The 20,090-nt window shown below is 34.8% G+C and carries 20 protein-coding genes and 1 riboswitch; of the genes, 15 read left to right on the forward strand and 5 right to left on the reverse strand.

Features of this window, described 5'->3' with window-relative positions; all coding sequences use genetic code 11:
* Positions 1-18: 18 nt before the first annotated feature.
* The 3 genes from HCJ50_RS06550 (at position 19) to HCJ50_RS06555 (ending at position 1,832) form a co-directional block, all read left to right on the forward strand.
* Complete coding sequence (locus HCJ50_RS06550; RefSeq protein WP_185344619.1) at positions 19-528, forward strand: hypothetical protein; 510 nt, start codon at positions 19-21, stop codon at positions 526-528.
* A gap of 96 nt (positions 529-624) precedes the next feature.
* Positions 625-1,002: a glycosyltransferase gene (locus tag HCJ50_RS16085; protein ID WP_376699624.1), complete on the forward strand. Its 378-nt coding sequence runs from the start codon at positions 625-627 to the stop codon at positions 1,000-1,002.
* Between the two features lie 26 nt (positions 1,003-1,028).
* The gene (locus HCJ50_RS06555) at positions 1,029-1,832 is read left to right on the forward strand and encodes a glycosyltransferase family 2 protein (RefSeq protein ID WP_376698825.1); all 804 of its coding nucleotides are present in this window, start codon (positions 1,029-1,031) and stop codon (positions 1,830-1,832) included.
* Positions 1,833-2,086: 254 nt separating this feature from the next.
* Here HCJ50_RS06555 and gdhA read toward each other — a convergent pair whose 3' ends face one another.
* Positions 2,087-3,463 (reverse strand): NADP-specific glutamate dehydrogenase, encoded by a 1,377-nt coding sequence (gene gdhA, locus HCJ50_RS06560; RefSeq protein WP_185344621.1) that lies wholly within the window; start codon positions 3,461-3,463, stop codon positions 2,087-2,089.
* Between the two features lie 696 nt (positions 3,464-4,159).
* Here gdhA and hisJ point away from each other — a divergent pair.
* Entirely contained in the window at positions 4,160-4,987 is an 828-nt protein-coding gene (hisJ, locus tag HCJ50_RS06565; RefSeq protein WP_185344623.1) for a histidinol-phosphatase HisJ, read from the forward strand.
* Here the strand turns inward: hisJ and HCJ50_RS06570 are convergent.
* Positions 4,972-5,268 (reverse strand): MGMT family protein, encoded by a 297-nt coding sequence (locus tag HCJ50_RS06570; RefSeq protein WP_185344625.1) that lies wholly within the window; start codon positions 5,266-5,268, stop codon positions 4,972-4,974. The two genes, hisJ and HCJ50_RS06570, sit on opposite strands and share 16 nt — an antisense overlap.
* A gap of 77 nt (positions 5,269-5,345) precedes the next feature.
* On the opposite strand from HCJ50_RS06570, the gene HCJ50_RS06575 reads away from it, so the two are divergent.
* Positions 5,346-6,377, forward strand: a complete 1,032-nt coding sequence (locus tag HCJ50_RS06575; RefSeq protein WP_185380505.1) for a nucleoid-associated protein — start codon at positions 5,346-5,348, stop codon at positions 6,375-6,377.
* A gap of 43 nt (positions 6,378-6,420) precedes the next feature.
* Here HCJ50_RS06575 and HCJ50_RS06580 read toward each other — a convergent pair whose 3' ends face one another.
* On the reverse strand, positions 6,421-7,716 hold the full coding sequence (locus tag HCJ50_RS06580; RefSeq protein WP_185344627.1) for an NCS2 family permease: 1,296 nt from the start codon (positions 7,714-7,716) through the stop codon (positions 6,421-6,423).
* 94 nt (positions 7,717-7,810) lie between these two features.
* Positions 7,811-7,912: riboswitch (purine riboswitch) on the reverse strand.
* Between the two features lie 123 nt (positions 7,913-8,035).
* Here HCJ50_RS06580 and HCJ50_RS06585 point away from each other — a divergent pair.
* The 5 genes from HCJ50_RS06585 (at position 8,036) to xylB (ending at position 14,498) form a co-directional block, all read left to right on the forward strand.
* Positions 8,036-9,430, forward strand: a complete 1,395-nt coding sequence (locus HCJ50_RS06585; protein ID WP_185344629.1) for a glycoside hydrolase family 1 protein — start codon at positions 8,036-8,038, stop codon at positions 9,428-9,430.
* Between the two features lie 43 nt (positions 9,431-9,473).
* On the forward strand, positions 9,474-10,202 hold the full coding sequence (locus HCJ50_RS06590) for a GntR family transcriptional regulator (RefSeq protein WP_185344631.1): 729 nt from the start codon (positions 9,474-9,476) through the stop codon (positions 10,200-10,202).
* Positions 10,203-10,336: 134 nt separating this feature from the next.
* A complete protein-coding gene (locus HCJ50_RS06595; protein WP_185344633.1) occupies positions 10,337-11,500 on the forward strand; it encodes an ROK family transcriptional regulator in 1,164 nt (387 codons plus the stop codon).
* 161 nt (positions 11,501-11,661) lie between these two features.
* Positions 11,662-12,975, forward strand: coding sequence for a xylose isomerase (gene xylA, locus HCJ50_RS06600; RefSeq protein WP_185344635.1), 1,314 nt, complete (start codon positions 11,662-11,664; stop codon positions 12,973-12,975).
* Positions 12,976-12,995: 20 nt separating this feature from the next.
* Positions 12,996-14,498, forward strand: a complete 1,503-nt coding sequence (gene xylB, locus HCJ50_RS06605) for a xylulokinase (RefSeq protein ID WP_185344637.1) — start codon at positions 12,996-12,998, stop codon at positions 14,496-14,498.
* A gap of 62 nt (positions 14,499-14,560) precedes the next feature.
* On the opposite strand, the gene HCJ50_RS06610 is transcribed toward xylB, so the two are convergent.
* Positions 14,561-15,019 carry a threonine/serine exporter family protein gene (locus tag HCJ50_RS06610; RefSeq protein WP_185344639.1) on the reverse strand — a complete coding sequence of 153 codons (459 nt, stop codon included), beginning with the start codon at positions 15,017-15,019 and terminating at the stop codon, positions 14,561-14,563.
* Positions 15,020-15,032: 13 nt separating this feature from the next.
* Positions 15,033-15,785 carry a threonine/serine exporter family protein gene (locus HCJ50_RS06615; RefSeq protein ID WP_185344641.1) on the reverse strand — a complete coding sequence of 251 codons (753 nt, stop codon included), beginning with the start codon at positions 15,783-15,785 and terminating at the stop codon, positions 15,033-15,035.
* A 166-nt stretch (positions 15,786-15,951) separates the two neighbouring features.
* Here HCJ50_RS06615 and HCJ50_RS06620 point away from each other — a divergent pair, with 166 nt between their 5' ends.
* The 5 genes from HCJ50_RS06620 (at position 15,952) to HCJ50_RS06640 (ending at position 19,981) form a co-directional block, all read left to right on the forward strand.
* Positions 15,952-16,158, forward strand: coding sequence for a YdbC family protein (locus HCJ50_RS06620; protein WP_185345008.1), 207 nt, complete (start codon positions 15,952-15,954; stop codon positions 16,156-16,158).
* Between the two features lie 24 nt (positions 16,159-16,182).
* On the forward strand, positions 16,183-16,857 hold the full coding sequence (locus HCJ50_RS06625; RefSeq protein WP_185344643.1) for an alpha/beta hydrolase: 675 nt from the start codon (positions 16,183-16,185) through the stop codon (positions 16,855-16,857).
* Positions 16,858-17,151: 294 nt separating this feature from the next.
* Positions 17,152-18,087, forward strand: coding sequence for a sugar phosphate isomerase/epimerase family protein (locus tag HCJ50_RS06630; RefSeq protein ID WP_185344645.1), 936 nt, complete (start codon positions 17,152-17,154; stop codon positions 18,085-18,087).
* Between the two features lie 29 nt (positions 18,088-18,116).
* Positions 18,117-19,487 carry a PTS transporter subunit EIIC gene (locus HCJ50_RS06635; RefSeq protein WP_185344646.1) on the forward strand — a complete coding sequence of 457 codons (1,371 nt, stop codon included), beginning with the start codon at positions 18,117-18,119 and terminating at the stop codon, positions 19,485-19,487.
* Positions 19,488-19,519: 32 nt separating this feature from the next.
* Positions 19,520-19,981, forward strand: coding sequence for a PTS sugar transporter subunit IIA (locus HCJ50_RS06640; RefSeq protein WP_185344648.1), 462 nt, complete (start codon positions 19,520-19,522; stop codon positions 19,979-19,981).
* Positions 19,982-20,090: the final 109 nt, after the last annotated feature.

Below are 20,090 nucleotides of genomic sequence, written 5' to 3' on the forward strand. Positions count from 1 at the left end.
AAAGAGAGTGTATACTATATGGAAACTTCCGAGATAAAACATACCGAGGAAGAAAGCTTAATTGTAGATTATTTTTTTGAGAGAGGTCATATTGGGCTGAAAATTCGTCAATTAGTAATTGTTCTATTTGCTTGGCTTCTTTTATTGCTTCCCTTTTGGTTCATATTATTTCCGATATTGTTTCAGCAAGATGAGGTAATTGTCTATAATGCTTTTGAAATGGCTATACATATTTTTAATATATTAAAATATTATTACTTAGCCGCAATTATTTTCATTATTATTATGTTTGTCTGTTTAACCATATGGAATAATCGGACTTTTAAACAACATTTACAAAAAGAAGCAACGTATAATGTAATACAAGCAGAGAGACGAGAACAGATTATGGAAAAATTATATCATGAACGTTTCGGTCCAAAGAAACAGCGTGAATTGGTTCGGTACTATTCTGTTTCTGAAGAACAAAACTTCCTTGATGATGATATAGAGAAATTGTATAAAGAGAATGAGGTACCTCTAAAATGATGAATATAGAAACCAGGCTCACCATTTATAAATATACTGATAATGATTTTTTTCGTTATTTTACTCACTTATCCAGTTTTAGGAGGAATTGCTTGGTTGACAGGGGTAATTTGTTATAAGTTCCTATATCATTATCGGCAGGATGAGTGGATTGATATACCAAAAGAGGTGGAGCCATTTATAACGATTATGATTCCAGCACATAATGAAGAACTTATTATCGAAGACACAATACACTATATGATGAACAAGCTACATTATAGTAAGTATGAAGTGCTTGTTATGGATGACGGTTCAACAGACGAAACACCTGAAATTTTAGCACGATTACAAAAACAATATCACAATTTGAGAGTTGTTAGAATAGAAAAAAATAAAGGAAAAGCACATGCCTTTAATATTGGTGTCGGGTTTGCTAGAGGAGAATTAATTTTGAGCAACGATGCAGATATTGTACCAGAACCAATGCACTGAAAAAATATATTAACTATTTTATTCGGATGGAGAGCCGTAACATTGCGGCGATTACTTCTAATGCTGTAGTACGAAATCGATCAACACTAGTTGGGAAATCACAAACAGTAGAATTCGCGAGTATAGTTGGTATTATTAAACGTACTCAAACAGCTGTTTTTGGTGTGATTTATGCATATAGCGGGGCAAACACCATGTACAAAAAGCAAGCACTTATTGATGCTGGACTTTTTAGACAAAATCGAGCTACAGAGGATATTAGTATAGCATGGGATCATCAACTTGGCGGATGGTTAGCGTTGTTTGCTGAAGACATCAAATTTTATATGGAAGTGCCAGAAACAACTAAATTATTATATAAACAGCGGAAACGTTGGGCAAAAGGTGGTACCGAAGTATGGTTGACTAATTTCAAAAAAGTTTTTCGTCATCCATTTAGAAAACCTGGAAGAACGGGCATTTATTTTGATCAAAGCTTAAGTATTATTTGGACATTCTTTTTTTGGATATCTTCTATTATTTTTTTCATCACCATGATGTATTTAATTTGGACGCAACAATATCAAGCCATAAAACATATGCTTGTACTTTCAGGGATTTTTATTTGCTTTGAAATGGTAGCTGGTTTATCACAAATTTTCACAGCATTATTTATGGATAAGAAAAGTCGAAAGGTAAAATATTTTATCTTCGCACCACTTTATTTATTATTTTATTGGATGTTAAGTGCGGCAACGATTGCAACAACCTTTTTCCCAGCTATAAAAACGATTTTAGGATATGGAACAGGTGTATGGAAAAGCCCAGACAGGCAGAGAAAAATAAAATAATTGTTTGTCTAGGCTACAATTCACAAACTTCATATTTTAGATGAAAAAAGATTAGCAAAAGAAATTATCCTAGGAAATAATCAAGTTGTATATCGGCGTACTGGCAAAAAGTTGGAAAGAGTTCTAAACAGATTAAAAGCAATTGTTTCTATTATGTTCGTTAGAAGTTAATGTATAAACAAAATTGTAATGAGATGCTAGTTTTTTGTGATGAAAAAGAAAGACACTCTTTTTGGGGAAGAGTGCCTTTTTTATTAAATAATTCCTTGAGCAATCATTGTATCAGCGATTTTTAGGAAACCGGCAATGTTGGAACCTATAACTAAGTTTCCAGGTGAGCCGTATTCGCTTGCTGCGTTGCTAGAATTTTTATAAATGTCTTTCATAATGTTTTGTAAATGTTCATCAACTGTTTGAAATGTCCAGCTCATTCGAGTGCTGTTTTGAGCCATTTCAAGCGCGGATACTGCAACACCACCAGCATTAGCAGCTTTGGCAGGTCCAAATAGTACATTGTTTTCATGGTAAATATCAATAGCTTCAAGTGTAGAAGGCATATTAGCACCTTCTGCAATTGCAATAACACCATTTTTCACTAAGGCACGAGCTTGATCCGCATTGATTTCGTTTTGTGTGGCACATGGTAAAGCAATATCGCACGGAATTGACCAAACATCACCACCAGCATAATATTCAGCAGAAGGATGGAAAGCAACATATTCACTAATACGTTTGCGTTCTACTTCTTTTATTTGCTTAACGGTTGCTACTTGAATGCCGTCTTTATCATAAATGAAACCAGAAGAATCACTACATGCCACTACTTTTGCACCTAGTTCGTGTGCTTTTTCAATAGCGTAAGTAGCTACATTTCCAGAACCAGAAACAACAATTTTTTTGCCACGGATTGTTTCACCGGCAGCTTCTAACATTTCTACTGTAAAATAAACAAGACCATAGCCTGTAGCTTCTGTTCTTGCTAAGCTTCCGCCGTAAGTAAGTCCTTTTCCAGTTAAAGTCCCTGCATCATATGCGCCGCGAAGACGTTTATATTGACCGAATAAGTAACCTATTTCTCGTCCACCAACCCCAATATCACCAGCAGGAACATCTGTATCAGGACCGATATGTTTTTGTAATTCCGTCATAAAACTTTGGCAAAAGCGCATTACTTCAGCATCTGATTTTCCTTTTGGATTAAAGTCAGATCCGCCTTTACCTCCACCTATTGGTAATCCTGTTAAGGAATTTTTAAAAATTTGCTCGAAACCAAGGAATTTGACGATACTTCCTGTGACAGAAGGGTGAAAACGTAAGCCGCCTTTATATGGTCCAATTGCGCTATTGAATTGCACGCGGTAACCACGATTAACCTGTACTGCACCAGAATCATCTACCCATGAAACTCGAAAACTAATAAGACGTTCAGGTTCAGTAAGTTGCTCTAAGATACCATTTGCTTCGTACTTAGGTTCTTTAGCAAGCGCTGGAATAACAGAGGTTAAAAATTCTTCTACCGCTTGATGAAATTCGGTTTCTCCAGGATTACGTTGTTTAATTGTTGCAAACACACGTGCTGCGTAGTCTTCTGCTGTTTTTGTGTCATTTTGGATAGTGGACATTTGTGCCATACTTTAATCGCTCCTTGTTTAAATATTTTGACTATAAGAAAAAGTAAAAAACCAATTTCAATACATAAAATGTTATAAAGTGAAAAAGAAACTGCACTTTCGCATCAAGTAGGTCAACTTTTCTTACCTATGTTGTTAGTTTACACATTGTTGAGAATATTTTCAAGCATAAAAACCAATTTTTCAGAAATTTTTTAAAATGTAGTCAATGAGAACGTTTTTGCAATTTTTATAGAAAAAAATGTCATCTTGTTGGCAGTATTTTGGCTTTTTATTAGCTGACATGACTTGTACGTTTTAATATAAAAAATAACCGCACCAGGGGGATGCGGTTAAGGGAGTATTAGGGAGTTCATAATGTTAAAGCAACGCCAAGGGATAAGACGAATTTGAATTTTTTAATAAGGCTTTAACATCACTCGCTTTCTTTTGGGTAAAAGCGCTCCATGGAAACAAGTATATAAGAGAATTTCTAAATAATCCTGCGTTTTTTCTTACAATAATAATCTTCAAAGTGACGATATTGTCATGTTTATTTTCCAACTGTTTTTTTTGTTGCTATAAGCTAGATTTATTTTTTTAAGTTTGTTTTTTAGGTAGAGAACTTTCTTTTTATATTATAGGTTATAAATAATAAATGGCTCATTATGGTATAATAAGTGTGTTATTTAGAAGAAAATGGAAGGGGTGCAGAGGATGAAAAGAGATGGACATACACATACAGAATTTTGTCCGCACGGAACGAGAGAAGACGTAGAAGAAATGATTTTAAGAGCGATAGAACTTAATTTTGATGAATATTCAATTGTCGAACATGCACCGCTTCCTAGTGAATTTATGAAAGAAACCGCTGGAGACCAGGAAGCAGTAGAGACTGCGGGTATGGCGCTTAATGATATAGAATACTATTTGAAAAAAATGATGCATTTAAAGAAAAAATATGCGAGTGATTTATTAATACATATTGGATTTGAAGTAGATTATTTGATGGGGTATGAAGATTTTACGCGGGATTTTCTTAATGAGTACGGGCCACAAACAGACGACGGTATTTTGTCATTACATTTTTTAAAAGGGCAGGGTGGTTATCGTGCCATTGATTTTTCAGCGGAGGATTATGATACAGGAATTGTTCAATTTTACGATGGATTTGAAAACGCGCAACTAGCCTATTTAGCAGGAATTAAACAGTCAATCGAAGCGGATTTGGGAAGTTATAAACCTACGAGGATGGGACATATTTCTTTATGTCAAAAGTTTTGGCAGTATTTTGGTCCGTCAGGGAATATGTTTTCAGTTGAAGTAAAAGAACAATTTCAACAAGTGCTTACTTTAGTAAAAAAAAGAGATTACGAACTTGATTTTAATACAGCTGGGTTATTTAAAGCCTTATGTGGTGAAACTTACCCGCCAAAAGAGATTATTCTTTTAGCGAATGAATTGCAGATTCCATTTGTATATGGATCTGATGCGCATGGAGTTCAGGATGTTGGTAGAGCGTATGAAGTTTATTGCCAAAAATAGGTTTTTAGATCAACATGTCCATTTGCTTTAAATTGGATACCTTCAGATAAAAGTAGTTCGCGCTGTTCATCCCAATTAGGTACAAGACGACCAGCCGCATTAACGACACGATGACAAGGTGTAACTTTATCACGCTTCGAACGTTTTAAAGTGGCACCAACAAGCCGGGCATTTTTTGGAAAGCCAATTTTATAGGCAATTTGACCATAAGTTGTTACTTTGCCACGAGGAATTTGTCTAACTACTTCATAAACGCGATCTTCAAAATCTGCTGGAATCATTGCTTTCCCTCCAAGTGTTCATAATAAAATTAGTATACAGGAAATAACCATTTTATAAAAGTTAGGATGATAAAGAAATGCCAGATTTTTCTTATGCCAAGATAACTAAACTCGTTGTCCACTTTGCTGGAAATAAAGCGAGGGAAGAAGGGACAGAGGTGTCGGTCAATGTACTTGCTGATATTGGCTCCGAAATGAATCAAACACTTGCTTCGATTTTTTTAGAACCATTTAAAAAAGATGAATATTATCAGTTCACTCACGAAACGGATCTAGACTTTAATGAAGTTCGAACGTTTGCAGCCAATATGTTTGCAATGGAAGATGAATTTCTTGATGAATCAAAGAAAATTTTGGAACATTTATATAGTGAAACAACACATCCAAATATTAAAAGCGGTGATGTGTGGATTTTCTTTATTGAAGGCTGTGTTGTTGACGGTGATTTTACGAATGGTATTGGTATTTTTAAAGTTGAAAATAAAGAAGTCTTTTTGAAAAATGATTTTAATGGTCGGGAATTCCAGATTGGTTATGATAAAGGAATTACAGGAACTGATTTGGATAAAGGTTGTTTGATTTTCAATTTAGAACAAGATTTAGGAAATAAAGTGTTAATACTCGACCGACTCAATCGCGGTGATTCAGTATATTGGAAAGATAAATTTTTAGGAATTGAAAAAATTACTGACGAGAAATTTTATACAGAAGGTTTTGTAGAGGTTTGTACAGATTATATTAAGCAACGGGAAGAATCATTGCTTGATAAATCTAATTTTGTAAAAGCGACAACGGAATATTTAGCAGGCGAAGAAACACTTAATATTGCCGAATTTGCCCGGACAACCATTGAAAAGCCAGAAGAAATCACTGAGTTTAACACAATGGTAGATACATTTGAAAAAGAAAACAATGTACGATTCCCAGAGAGTTTTCAATTAGATGAAGAAAAACGCGAAAAATTATCTAAAAAAATTCGTAAAACAATTAAATTAGGAAAAAATATTTCAGTAGTGGTTAAAGATTTAGAGCAATTAGAGGAAACTGATTTTGTACAAGGATACGATGAAGAACGAGGCAAAAATTTTATGATTGTCTATTATGATTAAACAAAGACCGAGGACAGTGAAGATTCCTCGGTCTTTTGACGTTTTAAACAACAAATATAAAATATAGTATAAACAGTACCATCATCACATACATGATTGGATGGACTTCTTTATAACGACCTTTAAGTGCCATTGTAATTGGATAGAAGATAAAGCCTATTGCAATACCTGTTGCGATGGAGAATGTAAGCACCATCATTAATACGACAAAAAACGCAGGCACAGCAACTTCAAATTTTGTCCAATCAATATGCGCCACATTACCAATCATCAATATACCTACAATAACGAGCGCTGGCGTTGTAACCGCACTAGTAATGACCCCGAGAAGCGGAGAAAAGAATAGGGATAAAGAGAAGCAAATGGCGATAACGACAGCAGTTAAACCAGTTCGACCACCAACTGCCACACCTGCAGTAGACTCTACATAGGAAGTAGTTGTGGATGTCCCGAAAATGGCACCAAATACGGTTGCAATGGAGTCAGAAAAAAGTGAACGTCCTGCACGTGGGATTTTATTATCTTTGACAAAACCAGCTTGTGTCGCAACAGCAACAAGAGTGCCAGCAGTATCAAAAAAATCAATGAAGAAAAAGGTTAAAATAACAATTAACATTTGTGGGGTGAAAATATCTGGCAAATGAATAATTGCTTGACCAAAAGTCGGTGCAATACTTGGAACGGAAGAAACGATATGCGTAGGAACATCAATTAGTCCAAAAATCATTCCAGCAATTGCAGTTGTAGCCATCCCAAAGAAAATCGCGCCTTTCCATCCAAGTGTCATATAACAAACGGTAATAATAATTCCGAAAACAGCAAGCAAAACTGGTCCAGAATGCAAGTCACCAAGCGCAACAATCGTCGAATCATTTGGCACAATAATTCCGGCATTTTTCAATCCTAGAAAAGCAATGAAAAAACCAATTCCAGCTCCAACTGCAAATTTTAGCTCAGAAGGAATCGCATTAACAATTTTTTCGCGAATACCTGAAAGTGTTAAACAAATAAAAACTAACCCAGAAACAAGTACGCCTGCAAGTGCTGTTTGCCAAGGGATACCCCACTGCGCACATACGGTATAAGCAAAAAAGGCATTTAATCCCATACCTGGAGCAAGTCCGATTGGATAGTTGGCGATTAACCCCATTGCAAGTGATCCAACAACAGAAGCAAGAATCGTCGCTACAAAAACAGCTTTTAATTCCATTCCAGTAGTTGCAAGCATGGATGGGTTGACAAAAAGTACATAAGCCATTGATAAGAAAGTCGTTAGCCCTGCGAGTATTTCTGTTCGAACAGTCGTTTTATTCTCGCGTAATTTAAAAAATTTATCCATTAAAAAAATCCTCCCTATTTATGTTGTCGCACATAACGGAAAGAGCAAAGGTAAAAAAAGGGAATAAAAAAATAAAAAATAGCAAAAAATCCCTATGTAATTTACAATAGCTCGTAGCCTGGCATTTTACGGTTGCCTGGTAGAAACGAACGGTCCATATTACCGAACTTATACGACTTTTTTATTGTAGACGATTAGAACATTTTTAGCAATACAATCTGAAATAAAAAATAAAAAAACAAACTTTTAAAAAAATAAGTTTATACTTTTAAAAAAATAAGGTATAATAAAAGCAAATAATTATTGGAGGTAAGAAATAATGACGTATAAATTTCCAGAAAATTTTTGGTGGGGTAGTGCTGCTTCCGGTCCTCAAACAGAAGGTGCAGCAAATGTAGATGGTAGAAAACCTAGTATTTGGGATCACTGGTATGATATTGAACCAGGACGTTTCTTTAATGGTGTTGGACCAACAAATACATCGAACTTTTATTATCAATATAAAGAAGACATTGCTTTAATGAAACAAACAGGACATAATTCTTTCCGGACGTCCATTCAGTGGTCTCGTCTTATTCCAGATGGTATCGGAGAAGTAAATCCGAAAGCAGTTGATTTTTATAATCGAGTTATTGATGAAATGCTTGCAAATAATGTAGAACCATTTATGAATCTATACCATTTTGATATGCCAATGTCGATGCAAGAAAAAGGCGGATTTGAAAGTCGTGAAGTTGTTGATGCCTACGCAACTTTTGCAAAAACTTGTTTTGAGTTATTTGGTGATCGTGTGAAACATTGGTTTACTTTTAATGAGCCAATTGTTCCTGTAGAAGCGGGATACTTATATGATATGCATTTTCCAAATGTTGTTGATTTTAAACGCGCAATACAAGTGGCTTACCATACAACACTTGCACATGCATTAGCTGTTAAAGAATTTCATGCATTAAATATTCCTAAAGCTCAAATCGGGATTATCTTAAACTTAACACCATCATATCCGCGTAGCCAAAACCCGGCTGATGTAAAAGCGGCGCATATTGCAGATTTAATTTTCAATCGTAGTTTCCTAGATCCAGTAACAAAAGGGGAATTCCCGGCTGATCTTGTGGAAATTATTCGTGAGCATGATGCTTTACCAACATATACAGAGGAAGATTTAGCGATAATCAAAAATAATATTATTGATATTTTAGGTGTGAATTACTATCAACCACGCCGTGTGAAAGCAAAAGAATATGCGGCACATCCGGATGCACCGTTTATGCCAGAACATCTTTTTGACAATTATGAAATGCCATACCGTAAAATGAACCCATACCGTGGTTGGGAAATTTTTGAAAGAGCGATTTATGATATTGCGATTAATATTCGCGATAATTATAATAATATTCCATTCTTTATTTCTGAAAACGGAATGGGTGTTGAAGGTGAAAGTCGCTATCGTAATGCAGATGGAATGATTGAAGATACCTACCGAATTGACTTTATTAAGAGTCATTTGAAATGGTTGCATAAAGCAATAGATGAAGGTGCAAATTGTAATGGTTATCACCTTTGGACATTTATGGATTGCTGGAGTTGGGCGAATGCTTACAAAAACCGTTATGGCTTAGTCGAAGTAGACTTGGATAATAATTTCAAACGTACTATTAAGGCTTCCGGTCATTGGTATAAAGAACTCGCAAAAAATAATGGCTTTGAAGATTAAATATGATAAAATAAAACTATTATGTGTAAAGAGGTGAACTTCCGTGGCTCAGAATCAAACAAAATATAGTTTTATCGCTGAAGAAATTCGAAAAAGAATAATGAATCACGCATATCCGCTTAATCAACCTATTCCTGATGAAATAACTTTGGCGAAAGAGTTTGATTGTAGTCGAATGACAATGAAAAAAGCACTTGAGGTACTTGTACTTGAAGGATTGCTTTACCGAAAACGTGGACATGGTACTTTCATTATCAAATCGGCGCTGGACGCGGACCGGTTGCAGATTCACAATCAAGAAGTAAATGGCTTTACAAAACTTTTAAATGGTCAAAAAGTGATTAGCAAGGTCATTGAATTCAAAGTTATTTTTCCAACAGAAGAAATTGCGGAACGTTTGCATATTGAGATGGAAACACCCATTTATGATATTCTTCGTGTGCGTGTAGTTAAAGATGAACCATATGTGTTAGAACATACGTATATGCCAGTCGGAGTCATCCCGGGAATTAACCAACAAATTTTGGAAGGCTCCATTTATTCGTATATTCAAGAGGAACTTCATTTAAAAATTGCGAGTTCCTATAAACAAATTCGTGCGGATAAAGCGACTTTGCTTGATCAACAATATTTGGACTGTGCGGCGGATGATCCAGTTGTCGAAGTAGAACAAACCGTGTATTTGAATAATGGTCTTGCTTTTGAATTTTCGAAGTCGCGTCACCGTTATGATAAATTTGTCTTTACAACAGTGAATATTGCTAGACGTTAAAGAAGGGGAAGGTAAAATGAAGTTTCATTTTACCTTCCTATTTTTATGTGCAAATTATCTTTCCTTTATTTTGGAAAAAATATGATATACTTTTCAGTAGAAAATAAAATGTACGGCAAGAAAGGGATATAAGTATGACTCAAAAAACAGACCAAGATGTGATGCGGGAAAATAATAAGAAATTAGTATTAAAAACATTATTTAATGCCGGACCAACATCTCGAAGTTCAATTGCGAGTAGAATTCACCTGCAAAAATCCACTGTATCATCCATTGTTCGCGAACTTCATGAGTCAGGACTTATTGAAGAACTCGGCATTGGTGAGTCCAGTAATGCTGGTGGACGTAAACCAAATTTAATTCAGTTTAATTATCGCTATGGTTATGTTTTAGCTTTTGATATGGGGGCAAGACATTTACGATATTCAGTGAATTATTTAAATGGGGAAGTAATCCAAAAAGAATCACTTAGATTAATAGGAAAGAGCATAAAAGATGTTTTTCAGATGATGAAAAAAATAATATCTAGCCTGCCGAATTATGAAACAATGAATGGGCTTTTGGGTATTGCTGTATCAACCCATGCACCAGTTTACAACAATGAAATCCGTTATAGTCCATTTTTAGAGTTAGATTCTTTTTCATTACTTCATGCTTTACAAAAAATAGTAGATGTACCCATTCGATTTGAAAATGAAGCGAACTTAACCGCTATTTCAATTAGAGATTTTTGGAATCATGCAGATGCGGAACCACTAACTAATTTGATTGCATTGAATATTCATAATGGAATTGGTGTAGGAACCATTATTAACGAGCAACTTTACCATGGTGTACAAGGGTTGGCTGGCGAAATTGGTCGTTCAGTTGTTTGTAAAGATCAACAAGTTTATCGTTTAGAAGAACTTTATTCTGAAAAAGCTATTATGGAAAAAATAGCAAAACACAAAGAAAAACCGGATTTAACAGTGGATGAGTTTGCTGCATTAATCAAAATGGGCAATCCGTTTGTTTTAGAAGTTGTTGAGGAATGGATTACAGCTATTTCGCAAATTACATATAACTTAGTCCAATTTAGTGCCCCTGAAGCAATATTTTTATCTTCACGTTCTTTAGCGCAATTTCCTGAGTTACTGGAGCGAATTTCTGTAGCATATAAAAAACTAGATCCATTGGGCGATACACGAATTGAGTTTACTGAACATGACATTTATGACTCCTCTTTGCTTGGCGGAGTGGCACTTATTACTAGACAAGTACTCGGACTTGAAACGCAAAAAGTCATTTTTAAGAAATAAATTTTTAATGAAAAACTGTGGAAAATAGGCGCCACAGTTTTTTATTTGGACGAATTTGCTGAAACCGCTTTACAAGAGATGGGGAAAAAGGGTATTATATAGTTAGTTCGACGCACCAACTAACTAAAATAATATATAAATTTAAAAGGAGGATATATACAATGAGTTATTTCCCACAAGTAGAAAAAATACAATTTGAAGGTAAGAATACAAAAAATAGTTTGGCATTTCGCCATTATCAAGCAGACGAGGTAGTTCTTGGAAAACCAATGAAAGAACATTTACGTTTTGCGATGGCTTATTGGCATACAATGACACAAGATGGTAGTGATCCATTCGGTATGGCTACTAATGAGCGAACTTGGATTGGTGAAACAGAGATGGATACTGCGAAAAATCGTGTAGAGGCATTCTTTGAAATTCTTGAAAAATTAGGCGTAGAATATTTTTGTTTCCATGATATTGATATTGCCCCAGCAGGAGATTCCATCGAGGATTTTATGAATAATTTGGATGAAATTACCGATTTAATCAAAGTGAAAATGGAAGAAACAGGCATTAAATTACTTTGGAACACTGCGAATATGTTTTCTCACCCGCGCTTTAATAATGGGGCAGGTTCAACAAATGACCCAGAAGTTTTCGCCTATGCAGCAGCACAAGTGAAAAAAGGGTTAGATATTTCTAAAAAATTAGGTGGAGCAAACTATGTATTCTGGGGCGGACGTGAAGGTTATGAAACGCTGTTAAATACAGATATGAAGTTTGAACAAGATAACATCGCTCGCCTATTTAAAATGGTGATTGCCTATGCAGAAAAAATTGGTCATAAACCACAATTCTTAATTGAACCAAAACCTAAAGAACCATCCAAACATCAATATGATTTCGACGCTGCAACAACAATGGCATTTATTCAACATTACGATTTAGAAGGTGACTTTAAATTAAACTTAGAGGCAAACCATGCAACGCTTGCTGGTCACACTTTTGAACATGAACTACGTGTAGCACGTGATTATAATGCGCTTGGTTCCATTGATGCTAACCAAGGAGACATGCTACTAGGCTGGGATACAGACGAGTTCCCTACAAATGTTGTTGATGTAACACTGGCAATGTATGAAATTTTACAAAATGGTGGAATTGCTCCCGGTGGTATTAATTTTGATGCAAAAGTAAGACGCTCTTCTTTTGCAATGGAAGATTTATTGTTAGCACATATTGCTGGAATGGATACATTTGCCCGTGGACTGAAAGCAGCTGCTAAATTAACAGAAGATAAGTTTATGGAAAATATCCTTGCTGAACGCTATGGCAAATGGTCAGATACAGAGATTGGTAAGTCTATATTAGCTGAAAAAGAAGACTTGGAATCACTAACTAACTATGCATACAAACATGGAGATAGTATCAAACTTGAATCTAGCCATATCGAGCATGTAAAATCAGTATTAAATGATTATATCTTTTAAATATAAAGGAGTTTTAGCAAATGGGTTATGTACTAGGAATTGATCTTGGAACAAGTTCACTAAAAGGTATCGTTATGAATAAGGCGGGGCAATTGATTACAGAGTCCACAGCAGAGTATCATATCGACTCGCCGGCTCCCGGTTTTTCGGAACAACACCCAGAATATTGGGTTATCGCTTTGGAAGAAGTGTTGACGGCATTAACTTTAGAAGTGGTTGATTTTAGTGCAGAACTTGAGGCAATTAGTTTTTCTGGACAAATGCATTCACTAGTAACACTTGGGAAAAACGATGAAGTAGTCTACCCGGCGATTTTATGGAATGATGTACGGACTACAGAACAATGTACAGAAATCATGGAACAATTTGGAAGCCAGATATTAGAGATTACTAAAAATATTGTTCTGGAAGGCTTTACGTTGCCAAAAATCTTATGGCTACAACAAAATAAACCAGAAGTATGGGCTAAAGTTAGCAAGATTATGCTACCAAAAGATTATCTAGGTTTTATTTTGACAGGAAATATCCATTCTGAATACTCTGATGCGGCCGGAACTTCCTTATTTGATATTGAAAAACAAGCGTGGTCGACTGAAATCTGCGAAAAGTTCCATATTAATAAAGACATTTTACCCGATGTGGTTCCATCTTTAGCTCAAATTGGTGTCGTAAATGATTACTATGCGAATCGTTTTGGCTTAAAAAAAGAAGTAAAAGTATTTGCTGGTGGAGCTGATAATGCTTGCGCCGCGCTAGGTGCAGGAATAGTTAACGAGGATTATGCGCTTGTTTCAATTGGAACGAGTGGCGTGTTTAGCTCTTTTGAAACAGCAATTTCTGCTTATCAAGGGAAATTACATTTTTTTAACCATGTTATTCCGGATGTATTTTATTCGATGGGAGTAACGCTTGCAGCCGGAAATTCTTTAAACTGGTTTAAAAATACATTTGGTAAAGGCTTGAGTTTTGCTGAATTACTTGCGGATGTTCAGTCAGTTTCTCCTGGCAGTGAAGGTTTGCTTTTCACACCATACATTGTAGGGGAACGAACACCACATATTGATTCAAAAATTCGCGGCAGTTTTATCGGAATGGATACCCGTCATGAATTAAAACATTTTGCTCGCGCTGTGCTTGAAGGGATTACTTTTAGCTTGAAAGATGCTCAAGTACTAATGGAATCTGCTAAAAATAAACACTTTAAACAAATTATTAGTGTTGGAGGCGGTGCAAAAAATCGCGATTGGCTACAAATGCAAGCAGATATTTTTAATGCAGAGATAATTTGTTTAGAAGTGGAACAAGGACCTGGAGTAGGAGCATGCATGATTGCAGCTGTTGGGAATAACTGGTTTAAAGATTTCGAAAGCTGTCGTGATATGTTTGTTCAATATAAAAAAGATACTTTTCTACCAAATAAAGAAAATACAGCCAGCTATGAAAAATTGTATGAACTATATAAAGAAGTATATCCAGCAACGAAAGATATTTGTGCAAAATTAACTAATCTAAATGAAAATTAACATAAAAAAAACTGCTAATAACAATCATGAAACGGTTGTTATTAGCAGTTTTTTTGTACTAATTATATATGCTCTTTTCGTTCGCGAAAGGTACGTATACTATGATTGAAAACTTCGGATAGCATTAAACCAGCTGCGATAGCTCCAGCGACGATGGTGACTTGCACAGAAATACCAATTGCTTCCGTATAATTACCGAGCACAAAATTGCGTACAGCTTGATAAGCAAGTCCTCCAGGAACAAGTGGTACAATACCAGGAACATTAAAAATGGTGATGGGCATTTTTTTGTATTTAGCAAAAATGTGACTAAGTACAGCAACTACAAATGCGCCTGCTAGAGTAGATGCACCAATTCCAGAATCCGTTTGAAGTAAAGTCCAATAAGCCATCCAACCAAATGTTCCAGTAATACCACAAGCATTTAGCGCTCTTTTTGGTACATTTGTAATAATCGCAAAGGTTACTGTGGCTATATAACTAAGTATTAATTGAGTGATAATTGTCCAAACTAAATCCATTTTGGAGCCTCCTTTACATGAAAAAGCGGAAAACAACCGCTATTCCAATTCCAATTGCGCAAGAAGTAAGAAGCGCTTCTGTACCACGTGCCATTCCACTTAGTAGGTGACCAGCAATTAAATCTCGTACGGCATTAGTAATGGGAACCCCAGGAACAAGTGGCATCACACCACCGATAATCATCTTATCCAAATTAATTCCTAGTCCAATCGAAATCGTGAACACAGCCAATAAGCCTACTGTCAATGAAGCTAAAAATTCAGCTAGAAATTTTACCTTCATAAAAATTTGTGTATAGTGAAAAATAATAAATCCAATAGCACCAATCAAGCAAGTGGGGATAAAATCAACCCAGCTACCGCCGAAAATAATCATTAATGAACCACTAACAAGTGATGCAGCAAGAATTTGCAACCATAGCGGGAAATGACGAACATCTGCATCTAAATTAGTGAGTTGGGTATGTAATTCTTTTAAGGTAATTCTTTTTTCGGCAAAATCCCTAGATAATTCATTGACTAACGACACTTTTTCTAAATTAATTGTTCTAGTTGGGATTTGCTGTAACTGCACATTTCGTTCTCCTTCAAGCGACATAAAAATCCCTGTTGGTGTCACAAAGCTAATCCCTTTTTTGCTACTAGCAATATTTGCAATCCGGTTCATCGTATCTTCCACACGGTACATTTCTGCGCCGCTTTCCATCATGATTCTACCTGCCATTAAACATGTTTCAAGCAAATAATCAGTTGTTTCATTATTCAATTCTGAGGCACCTCCAAACCATGTATTACCTCCTAATCGTAACCCAATCAAATCAAAAATTCTAGTAAGAAGGATGTTTTTATGGAATTAACGATTGTTTAGATGTTATTTGGGGTAAATATTTGATAGTATGTTAGATAAACAAGTAGAAAAGGTAGGAGATAATTTGGCTAATATTGAATATGAAATTATCGAAGAAATCGGTGTACTATCCGAAAATGCACGTGGTTGGCGAAAAGAATTAAATCGAATTAGTTGGAATGGTCGTCCAGTTAAATATGATATTCGCGACTGGGCAGAAGACCATGAAAAAATGGGAAAAGGGATTACACTAACTGATGAAGAAGCAGAAGTATTAAAAAAACTGTTATAAAGACGAGGCTGGTGTAAAATGAGAATGTACGCTTATGATATTTATGAACCAATTGGTAGAAAAGAAGGAGAAACATTTCCGGTAATATTTGGAATTCATGGTTTTGGTGGAGATGAGCTAGATATGGCCGGAAGATTAGAGTTATTAATGGATCGTTTTGTCGTTGTTTCTTTACGCGGAGATATAGAATATGGACCTAGCTTCGGGTTTTATCATATGGTTACAGAAGGAGACCCAAATACACATGAAATTGATGATACAAGTATTCGGGTGGCACAATTCATTGATAATATTTGTGAACAATATAAATCCATTGATAAAGATCAAATTTTCCTTGCCGGCTTTGATCAAGGAGCCATTTTAACGACATCGATTTTGCATAGTTATGGTGGGCAATACAAAGCTGCAGCCATTTTGAGCGGTCGCTTGCTTCCAATTTTGGAAGATAGACCTGCCAATTTATTGCTGAAAAATAAACGTATTTTTATAGGTCATGGTTTAGAAGATGCAGTTATTCAAGTGAATGAAGCGGATAAACTTGCTACATTTTTTAGTAATATAGGTTGTGATGTGGAAAAACATCGCTACTTTATTGGTCATAATATCAATGAAGCGGAGGAAGATGATTTATATGATTGGTTTGAAAGTTTTCTTCCAAATCAATCCGTTAAAAATAAAACAGAAAAACAACATCCATAATAAAAAAGTGGTGTTAGCTAGTTAAAACTGATATAACGACAATACTATTCAAATAAAAAACAAGTCTCTTGATACAAAAGGCTTGTTTTTTATTTGAAAAATTATGAAAAACTATTACTGCGATGGATAAATCAAAATAATTCAAAAGTGGTTAAAAACGCCATCTAAAGGAATATTCTGTTGGATAAATATGGAAAATAATGAAATCAATTGGAATAAAATGAAAAAATATGATTGTAAGCGATTCATTTATATGATATGCTTATCTCATCTTAAAAATATGGAGGGAAATAAATGAAATTAGCGACAAGAATTAATTCATTTTTACCAGTATATGAAAATGATTTAAAAAAAGTACTAGAACAGTTTAAACAATTAGGTTTAGGATATGTAGATTTGAACTACCCAGAGCATATTGAAAAATTTGAAGCTTCTGAAATTAAAACAATGATGGAAGCGCATGATTTAAAGTTAAACGGTGTAGCATTACGCTTTCGTGGAGAATTTATAAATGGAGAACTGGGAAATGCTGATGCAAAAATTTCAGCACATGCATTAGAACTTTGTAAAAATGCCGCTGATTATTGCCGTAATGCAGGAGGAAAAGTGGTGACTATTTGGTTAGGGTTTGATGGCTTCGATTATAGCTTTCAAATTAATTACCAAAAAGTTTGGAACCAAATTAGAGATGCTTTCATTGAAATTGCAGACTATGCGCCAGATTTGAAAATTAGCATTGAATATAAACCATTTCAACCGAGAGCATATGCTTTTATTGACAGTATGGGGCTAGCTGGAATGATGTTAAATGAAATTAACCGAGATAATGTGGGTGTTACACTAGATTATTGTCATATGTTAATGAAACATGAGAATCCTGCTTTTGCTGCTGAAATTTTTGGGAGTCGAGATAAATTATTTGGTATTCACCTAAATGATGGATACGGCTTAAATGATGATGGCTTAATGATTGGTTCTGCAACTCCTTTTAAAACACTAGAATTCTTGTATTATATTAGAAAACATCAATATGATGGCGTTATTTATTTTGATACCTTCCCAGTAATCGAAAATGCTACTAAGGAATGTGAACAAAATATTCGAATGATCACACAACTTAATAAGATGATTGATCAGGTGGGATTAAACCATATTCAAACGATAATTGATAAAAATGATGCAATTGAAGCTAATCAACTAATGCTTGAATTTTTAACTAGCTCTAATTAATAAATACTACTAAAAAGGATGTGGACAGAATGGATTATAAATTAATGGCAAAAGAAATTCTCGAACATATTGGTGGAGCAGAAAATATTGCTAATATGACGCATTGTGCTACTAGGCTAAGGTTAACATTGAAAGATTCTTCCAAGGCAAATGATGAAAAAGTGAAAAATATTGATGGCGTTATTAATGTCGTAAATAAAGCTGGTCAATATCAACTACTTATTGGAACAGAAGTACCTAAGCTATATGATGAATTTGAAAGTTTGGTTAAAGGAACTGGAAATTTAGAACCAAATGATAATAATGATTCTTCTGAAAGTGTGATAAGTAAGATTTTCTCTTCTGTTTCAGCAATTTTTGCCCCATTATTACCAGCACTTGCAGGTTCGGGAATTTTACGTGGTTTATTAATTTTATGTGTACAATTGGGATGGATTAGTGAAGACAGTGGAACATATACGATTATATATGCAACAAGTATGAGCGTATTTTATTTCTTACCTGTGTTACTTGCATTTACTTCTGCAAGACGTTTTGGAGCAAGTCCGTATCTTTCTGCGTTAATTGGAGCAGCTTTAATCCATCCAGATTTTATTGGATTATTAGGTAATGCAGGGAATGGAGCAACAACAGAATTCTTTGGTATACCAGTAGTTTTAATGAATTATAATTCGACAGTAGTTCCCATTATTTTATCTATCTGGGCATTTTCCTATCTATATAAATTTCTTGATAAAAAAGTTCCAGAAAACCTTAAGCTAGTAGTTATTCCTCTCATATCATTAGCTATTATGGTTCCTTTAACTGTCATTATTATTGGACCAATTGGTGTTTATAGTGGAGAACTAGTGGCAAATGGCGTTAACTGGTTAATAGAAAGAAGTAGTATTTTAACTGGGATCCTTGTTGGTGGAGGTTGGAGTGTTCTAGTAAGTTTAGGTATTCACTGGGCAGTTAATCCAATTATGATTAATAATATTTCTACGTACGGATTTGATTATATCGTACCTTTCACATTTGCATGTAACTTTGCTGTAATGGGAACAACAATCGGCGTTTATTTAAAAGCTAAAAATTCCCAATTACGTAGTTTTGCAATGACTGGTTTTATTACAATCGCACTATCTGCTATTATTGAAGCCACATTATTCGGGCTTTTAGTAAAAAATAAAAAGTTATTTTTAGCTCAAATTATTGGTGGGGCAGCCGGTGGAGCCTATTTAGGGCTGATGCAAGTTGTGGCAAATTCTTTTGTATTCGGTAGTGTTATCACTTTACCAGCATTTTTCGGTGATAACTCAACTAATTTCATCCAAGCAATTATTGGTCTACTGATAGCAATGATGGTTTCGATGATACTAGCCTATATATTTACAAATAGAGAAGAAAAACTTGCTTAGAATATATCGATATTTAAAGGAGTAGGAGCAGTTTGAAATTTTTTAAGAAAAAAACAATTATCTATTCTCCAGCAAATGGAGTCATTAAAACAATTGATCAAGTAGAAGATGAAATTTTTTCTTCTAAAGCTTTGGGAGACGGTTTTGCCCTGGAAACAACCGAAAAAAGTATCTATTCCCCAGTTGAAGGAGAAATTACTTCTATCTTCCCAACTAAACATGCTATCTCTATTAAAACAGCAGCTGGTTTAGAGATATTAATCCATATTGGAATTGATACAGTAGAACTAAATGGCGAGGGCTTTACAATGAAAGTGGCAGAAGGAGACAAAGTTAGTAAAGATACAGAATTAGTTGCAGTAGATTTCCCATATTTGGAATCAAAAGGAAAAGATACAGATGTACTAATTATTTTCACAAATTTAAAAGATAGTTCACTTAGCGTCACAGAAGGAGATTCATTTTTAAAACAGGAAATAGGAATGGTTAAATAAAATCTATCAAAGCTACGAAAAACGTTCAAAGGTTTTTCGTAGCTTTTTTGTATTTGGATAAAATTGAAAAATAGTGATAAAATATAATTAAATATAAAATTTAATGACA

The organism is Listeria immobilis (assembly GCF_014322765.1).
Lineage (GTDB): Bacteria > Bacillota > Bacilli > Lactobacillales > Listeriaceae > Listeria > Listeria immobilis.

Bases quoted from the DNA above. Each gene is read 5' to 3' on its own strand.
- HCJ50_RS06610 (WP_185344639.1), bottom strand. From the start codon at position 15,019: ATGGATTTAGTTTGGACAATTATCACTCAATTAATACTTAGTTATATA.
- HCJ50_RS06575 (WP_185380505.1), top strand. From the start codon at position 5,346: ATGCCAGATTTTTCTTATGCCAAGATAACTAAACTCGTTGTCCACTTT.
- HCJ50_RS06580 (WP_185344627.1), bottom strand. From the start codon at position 7,716: ATGGATAAATTTTTTAAATTACGCGAGAATAAAACGACTGTTCGAACA.
- xylB (WP_185344637.1), top strand. From the start codon at position 12,996: ATGGGTTATGTACTAGGAATTGATCTTGGAACAAGTTCACTAAAAGGT.
- HCJ50_RS06570 (WP_185344625.1), bottom strand. From the start codon at position 5,268: ATGATTCCAGCAGATTTTGAAGATCGCGTTTATGAAGTAGTTAGACAA.
- HCJ50_RS06625 (WP_185344643.1), top strand. From the start codon at position 16,183: ATGTACGCTTATGATATTTATGAACCAATTGGTAGAAAAGAAGGAGAA.
- HCJ50_RS06585 (WP_185344629.1), top strand. From the start codon at position 8,036: ATGACGTATAAATTTCCAGAAAATTTTTGGTGGGGTAGTGCTGCTTCC.
- HCJ50_RS06635 (WP_185344646.1), top strand. From the start codon at position 18,117: ATGGATTATAAATTAATGGCAAAAGAAATTCTCGAACATATTGGTGGA.
- HCJ50_RS06550 (WP_185344619.1), top strand. From the start codon at position 19: ATGGAAACTTCCGAGATAAAACATACCGAGGAAGAAAGCTTAATTGTA.
- HCJ50_RS06630 (WP_185344645.1), top strand. From the start codon at position 17,152: ATGAAATTAGCGACAAGAATTAATTCATTTTTACCAGTATATGAAAAT.
- HCJ50_RS06555 (WP_376698825.1), top strand. From the start codon at position 1,029: ATGGAGAGCCGTAACATTGCGGCGATTACTTCTAATGCTGTAGTACGA.
- hisJ (WP_185344623.1), top strand. From the start codon at position 4,160: ATGAAAAGAGATGGACATACACATACAGAATTTTGTCCGCACGGAACG.
- xylA (WP_185344635.1), top strand. From the start codon at position 11,662: ATGAGTTATTTCCCACAAGTAGAAAAAATACAATTTGAAGGTAAGAAT.
- HCJ50_RS06595 (WP_185344633.1), top strand. From the start codon at position 10,337: ATGACTCAAAAAACAGACCAAGATGTGATGCGGGAAAATAATAAGAAA.
- gdhA (WP_185344621.1), bottom strand. From the start codon at position 3,463: ATGGCACAAATGTCCACTATCCAAAATGACACAAAAACAGCAGAAGAC.